Below are 5,937 nucleotides of genomic sequence, written 5' to 3' on the forward strand. Positions count from 1 at the left end.
CGTCACCGCCGCCACGAAGATCGGCGGCGACGTCCACGTGCTGGTCGCCGGCAAGGGCGCCCAACCGGTCGCCGAGGCGGCCTCCAAGATCGCCGGGGTCTCCAAGGTGCTGCTGGCCGACGACGCCGCGCTGGAGCACCAACTGCCCGAGGCCGTGGCGCCGCTGGTGGTGAACCTCGCCAAGGGCGGCTACGGCCACGTGCTGGCCGCCGCCACCTCGGCCGGCAAGAACTTGGCTCCGCGCGTCGCGGCGCTGCTGGACGTGCAGGCCATCTCCGACATCACGGGAGTCGTTTCGGCCGACACCTTCGAGCGGCCGATCTACGCCGGCAACGCCATCGCCACCGTGCAGTCGTCCGACCCGATCAAGGTGATCACCGTGCGCACCACCGCCTTCGAGGCGGCCGCCGCGACCGGCGGCTCGGCCTCGGTCGAGGCGGCCTCGGGCGCGCAGGACGGCGGCCTGTCGAAGTTCGTGGGGCAGGAGCTGACGAAGTCGGAGCGTCCGGAGCTGACGGCGGCGAAGATCGTGGTGTCGGGCGGGCGCGGCATGCAGTCGGGCGACAACTTCAAGCTTCTGGAGGCGCTGGCCGACAAGCTGGGGGCCGCCGTGGGCGCCAGCCGTGCGGCGGTGGACGCCGGCTTCGTGCCGAACGACTACCAGGTGGGGCAGACCGGCAAGATCGTGGCGCCGGAGCTGTACATCGCGGTGGGCATCTCGGGCGCCATCCAGCACCTGGCCGGCATGAAGGACAGCAAGGTCATCGTCGCCATCAACAAGGACGAGGAAGCGCCGATCTTCCAGGTGGCCGATTACGGGCTCGTCGCCGACCTCTTCAAGGCGGTCCCGGAACTCACCGACGCGCTCGGCAAGTAATCGGACCATCCCCAACCCACGACCTGCGGGAAAGCCCCTATGCCCACGATCAAGAACATTGGTGTCATCGGTGCCGGCCAGATGGGGAGCGGCATCGCTCATGTCTGTGCGGCGTCGGGCTACGACGTCGTCCTGATGGACGTCAGCGACGAGATCCTGCAGAAGGCCATCGCCGGCATCACCAAGAACATGGACCGTCAGGTCCAGAAGGGGAAGCTGGCGGAGGCCGACAAGGCCGCGGCCCTCGGCCGCATCAAGACCTCGACCGACATGGCCGCCTTCGGCGACAGCGATCTGGTGATCGAGGCCGCGACCGAGAACGAGGCGCTGAAGCGCGAGATCTTCAAGAAGCTGGTGCCGAACCTGAAGGCCGAGGCCCTGGTCGCCACCAACACCTCGTCGATCTCCATCACCCGCCTCGCGGCCTCCACCGACCGGCCGGCCAAGTTCATGGGCATGCACTTCATGAACCCGGTGCCGCTGATGCAGCTGGTCGAGCTGATCCGCGGCATCGCCACGGACGAGGAGACCTTCTCGGCGGTCCGAGAGCTGACGCTCAAGATCGGCAAGACCGCGGCGGTGGCCGAGGACTTCCCGGCCTTCATCGTCAACCGCATCCTGCTGCCGATGATCAACGAGGCGGTCTACACCCTCTATGAGGGCGTGGGCGGCGTCGAGGCCATCGACACGGCGCTGAAGCTGGGCGCCAACCACCCGATGGGCCCGCTGGAGCTGGCCGACTTCATCGGCCTGGACACCTGCCTCGCCGTCATGCAGGTGCTGTACGAGGGTCTGGCCGATTCCAAGTACCGCCCCTGCCCGCTGCTGGTGAAGTACGTCGAGGCCGGCTGGGTCGGCCGCAAGGTCGGCCGCGGCTTCTACGACTACTCCAAGAATCCGCCCGTCCCGACGCGCTGACCGGGACCGGACGGCTCTTTCGACACGAACCCGCCGCGGGCGACCGCGGCGGGTTTGCCGTGTCCGGAACCGCCGGGGCCGCTGGCGTGTTCGTTGCGCACACGCCCAAGGCGCATCCGGAGGCATTCCCCATGCGGCGCACCCTCGCCTTCCTGTCGCTCGCCACGCTGTTCGCGGCACCCGCTTTCGCCCAGCAGGCGGCGCTCGACCGACAGGACCAGAACTTCCTGAACGAAGCGGCGATCCTCAACCTGTCGGAGCTGCAGATGGCGAAGCTGGCGCAGGAGCGCGCCGAGACGCCGGAGTTGAAGCGCTTCGTCGACCGCCTGATCCAGGACCACGGCAAGGCGATGGAACGCCTGCAAGGCACCGCGCAGGGCCTGGACTTCCGCCTGCCGCAGGAGGTGGACGCCCCGACCAAGGCGCGCCTCGACGACATCGCCAATTCCGCCGCCGCCTTCGACCGCCGCTTCATGGCCGAGCAGGAGGACGCCCACGCCCGCGCCATCAAGCTGTTCGAGGCGCAGGCCCAGTCCAACGGCCACCCGGCGGTGCGGCAGTACGCCGAATCAGCGCTCCCCGACCTGCGGGCACACCTGGAGGCGGCCCGCTCCCTGTCCGACCTGATGGCGCAGGGCCCGCAGACGCAGGCCCCCGGCTACGGCACCTCCCAGCCCCCCGCCGGCCCGGACGGCACGGGCAGCAGCACCGCCGATCCGGCGAAGCCGTAGAACCCGCGAACGCCCTCCCCCGCCGAAGGCGCTACGTGATGCACACATCTTCCGGCGGAAGATAGTGTATTGATATGGCAAGAAAAAAGCCCCTCTCCCTTGAGGGGAGAGGGGTTGGGGTGAGGGTGATTACGGCTCGGAGAGCCGGAAAAGAGTCTTTGTCCGCCCTGCCGGGCGTAACGCCCCCTCATCCCAACCCTTCTCCCTCAAGGGGAGAAGGGCTTTTCAGCTTCCACGCAAGATGCGTGCATCAGGTCGCTGCAGGGCAGGGGGAGGGAGATTCACAGCTTACGCCTCGCCGGACTTCTCGTACTCGTCCGCCTCGACCTTGGCGGCCTCGTGGGCGCTGTCCAGGGCGGACAGCGTGTAGGCCAGCGCGATCTGCGCGTGGTGCGCGGAATGGTGCGGGTCCTTCAGCTTGTGCTTGGCCGCCTTGCGGTGATGGATGATCGCCTTTTCCAGCTGATCGATGGCGGTGAGGTGGATCTGGGCGTGCGAATGGACGTCTGACATACTGGTGTATTCCTCACAGGACTGAACGGATCGCGCCGTTTTTCGCGGGAAGGACATTCCTTTCGCGATTGAATGTTCGTTCAATCCGCAAGTCTACAGGACGCGACGCCGCACCCCCGGGCCGCCTCCGCCGCAAGTGCGCGCTCAGCCGCCCGTCTTCATCATGCCGCCGCGGTCGCGCGCCGGGCCGCCGCGGTTGATCAGCTTCTTCAGGAACGCCACCATCTCCGGCGAATCCCACTCGGCCGCCCCCTCCATGCGGCCCAGCTGGCGGCCGTCGGCGTCGATCAGCAGCGTCGTCGGCAGGCCGCGCGGCTTGAGGGCGCTCATGCTGGCGCTGGGCGCGTCCAGGTACAGCCCCAGGTTCTGCACGCCCAGCTTCTTCAGGAACGGCTCCACCGTGTCGCGCCCGCCGCGGTCCACGGACAGCGCCACCACCTCGAACCCCGGCCCGCCCAGCATGCCCTGAAGGCGGTCCAGCGACGGCATCTCCTTCACGCACGGGCCGCACCACGTGGCCCACAGGTTCAGCAGCACGACGCGGCCGGCGAAATCCTTGATCTCCGTCCGGCGCCCCTCGCCGTCGACGAAGGAGAAGGCGGGCAGCGCCTCCGGCTCGCCGCTCTTGAACCGCTCCGGCCCGGCGGCCGGGATAGGCGCCGCGCTGCCGCCCGACATGCCGGCCGACAGCTCGACCACGGCCGGCCGCGCGGTCATGGCGTCCACCGCAACCCAGCTTGCGACAACGAGCGCCACACAAAAGATTGCGGCTGCCGTGAAAGTCCGCATACTCACCGCCTCGTACCCTCCCCTATTGAAGCGTCCCGGTCATCCATGAGCGCCGATCAGCCCAAGCCGTCGTCAAATCCCTCGGCCGCACCCGCCGCCAGCCAGATGTGGGGCGGCCGCTTCGCCCGCGGCCCGGCCGCCATCATGGAGAAGATCAACGCCTCCATCGGCTTCGACAAGCGTCTGGCCGACCAGGACATCGCCGGCTCCAAGGCGCACGCCGCCATGCTGGCCGCCCAGGGCATCATCGCACAATCCGACGCCGACGCCATCCGCGAAGGCCTGGACCGCGTGAAGCAAGAGATCGACTCCGGTGCCTTCCAGTTCAAGGTGGAGCTGGAAGACATCCACATGAACGTCGAGGCGCGCCTCAACGAGCTGGTGGGCGAGCCCGCCAAGCGCCTGCACACCGCCCGCTCGCGCAACGACCAGGTGGCGACCGACTTCAAGCTGTGGGTGCGCGACGCGCTGGACCGCCTCGACGGCGGCCTCAAGGCCCTTCAGGCCGCGCTCATCGACCTGGCCGAGAAGCACGCGGACACGGTGATGCCCGGCTTCACCCACCTCCAGGCGGCGCAGCCGGTGACCTTCGGCCACCACCTGCTGGCCTATGTGGAGATGTTCGGGCGCGACCGCGGCCGCATGCGCGATGCCCGCGCGCGCCTGAACGAGTGCCCGCTGGGCTCCGCCGCGCTGGCCGGCACGCCCTTCCCCATCGACCGGCACGCCACCGCCGCCGCGCTCGGCTTCGACCGCCCCACCGCCAACTCGCTGGACGCCGTCTCCGACCGCGACTTCGCGCTGGAGTATCTGGCGGCGGCGTCGATCTGCGCCATGCACCTCTCCCGCTTCGCGGAGGAGATCGTGCTGTGGTGCTCCGACCAGTTCCGCTTCATCCGGCTGTCGGACGCCTTCACCACCGGCTCCTCCATCATGCCGCAGAAGAAGAACCCGGACGCCGCCGAGCTGGTGCGCGCCAAGGCCGGCCGCGTGGTCGGCGCCCTGAACGGGCTGCTGATGGTGATGAAGGGCCTGCCGCTGGCCTATTCCAAGGACATGCAGGAGGACAAGGTGCCGGTCTTCGAGACCGACGACACCCTGGCCCTCTGCGTCGCCGCCATGGAGGGCATGGTGCGCGACATGACCCCGAACCCCAAGGCGATGCGCGAGGCGGCCGAGCGCGGCTTCCTCACCGCCACCGATCTGGCCGACTGGCTGGTGCGGGTGCTGGGCATGCCGTTCCGCGAGGCGCACCACGTCACCGGCCGCGCCGTCAAGCTGGCCGAGGACAAGGGCGTCAAGCTCTCCGGGCTGTCGCTCGAGGACATGCGGTCCATCGAGCCGCGCATCACCAGCGAGGTGTTCCAGGTGCTGACCGTCGAAGCCTCCGTCGCCAGCCGTCTGAGCTTCGGCGGCACCGCCCCCACCCGCGTGCGCGAGGCCGTCGCGGCGGCGCGGGAGCGCTTCCTGTGAGCCGCCGGCACCCGACGACGGTCGGCCTCGCGGTGGGGGCGCTCGCCGTCGCCCTCGCCCTGGCGCTCGCCGGCTGCGGCAAGCGGCCGAAGGACGTGGACGCCCCCAGCACCACGAGCGCCCGCCCCTTCCCGCAGCCCTACCCGAACCCGAGCCTCGACCCGAAGCCCAGCCAACCCTCCTCCGGTCTGAAGTTCCCATGAACCCGTTCGTCTACCGCAACGGCGTGCTGCACGCCGAGGGTGTCTCGCTCGCCGCCATCGCGGCCGAGGTCGGCACGCCGTTCTACTGCTATTCGACGGCGGCGCTCATCGCCAGCTACCGCGCCTACGCGGGCGCGTTCGAGGGGCAGGACGCCGGCGTCTGCTACGCGCTGAAGGCCAACTCGAACCTCGCCGTGGTGCGCACGCTGGCCGCCCAGGGGGCCGGCGCCGACGTGGTGTCGGAGGGCGAGATGCGCCGCGCGCTGGCCGCCGGGGTGCCGGCGAACCGCATCGTCTTCTCCGGCGTCGGCAAGACCCGCGCCGAGATGCGCGCGGCGCTGGAAGCCGGCATCTACCAGCTCAACGTCGAGTCGGTGCCGGAGCTGGAGGCGCTCAGCGAGGTCGCCTCGTCCATGGGCGTCACCGCGCCCAT

Annotated in this window: 8 protein-coding genes; 6 read left to right on the forward strand and 2 right to left on the reverse strand. The window is 69.6% G+C overall.

The genetic code is table 11. The annotated features are described in order from the left end of the window. The 3 genes from VED21_RS01030 to VED21_RS01040 all read left to right on the forward strand — a co-directional run. Positions 1 to 877 (forward strand): electron transfer flavoprotein subunit alpha/FixB family protein (locus tag VED21_RS01030; RefSeq protein WP_324880444.1); only part of this gene is annotated, 877 nt, incomplete at its 5' end. A 39-nt stretch (positions 878 to 916) separates the two neighbouring features. Further along, positions 917 to 1,795, forward strand: coding sequence for a 3-hydroxybutyryl-CoA dehydrogenase (locus tag VED21_RS01035; RefSeq protein ID WP_324880445.1), 879 nt, complete (start codon positions 917 to 919; stop codon positions 1,793 to 1,795). 131 nt (positions 1,796 to 1,926) lie between these two features. Next, positions 1,927 to 2,526 (forward strand): DUF4142 domain-containing protein, encoded by a 600-nt coding sequence (locus VED21_RS01040; protein ID WP_324880446.1) that lies wholly within the window; start codon positions 1,927 to 1,929, stop codon positions 2,524 to 2,526. Between the two features lie 288 nt (positions 2,527 to 2,814). On the opposite strand, the gene VED21_RS01045 is transcribed toward VED21_RS01040, so the two are convergent. Both VED21_RS01045 and VED21_RS01050 read right to left on the reverse strand, forming a co-directional pair. After that, on the reverse strand, positions 2,815 to 3,039 hold the full coding sequence (locus VED21_RS01045) for a hypothetical protein (protein WP_324880447.1): 225 nt from the start codon (positions 3,037 to 3,039) through the stop codon (positions 2,815 to 2,817). Positions 3,040 to 3,183: 144 nt separating this feature from the next. Continuing rightward, positions 3,184 to 3,756: a TlpA disulfide reductase family protein gene (locus VED21_RS01050; RefSeq protein WP_324880448.1), complete on the reverse strand. Its 573-nt coding sequence runs from the start codon at positions 3,754 to 3,756 to the stop codon at positions 3,184 to 3,186. A gap of 117 nt (positions 3,757 to 3,873) precedes the next feature. Here VED21_RS01050 and argH point away from each other — a divergent pair, with 117 nt between their 5' ends. The 3 genes from argH to VED21_RS01065 all read left to right on the forward strand — a co-directional run. Beyond that, positions 3,874 to 5,301, forward strand: a complete 1,428-nt coding sequence (argH, locus tag VED21_RS01055) for an argininosuccinate lyase (RefSeq protein WP_324880449.1) — start codon at positions 3,874 to 3,876, stop codon at positions 5,299 to 5,301. Next, positions 5,298 to 5,504 carry a hypothetical protein gene (locus VED21_RS01060; RefSeq protein ID WP_324880450.1) on the forward strand — a complete coding sequence of 69 codons (207 nt, stop codon included), beginning with the start codon at positions 5,298 to 5,300 and terminating at the stop codon, positions 5,502 to 5,504. Before argH ends, VED21_RS01060 begins: the two co-directional genes overlap by 4 nt. Beyond that, positions 5,501 to 5,937, forward strand: a 437-nt coding sequence (locus VED21_RS01065) for a diaminopimelate decarboxylase family protein (protein ID WP_414638146.1), incomplete at its 3' end; no start/stop codon positions are given. The genes VED21_RS01060 and VED21_RS01065, both read left to right, overlap by 4 nt.

The sequence above is a fragment of the Azospirillum sp. genome, from assembly GCF_035627195.1.
GTDB lineage: Bacteria > Pseudomonadota > Alphaproteobacteria > Azospirillales > Azospirillaceae > Azospirillum.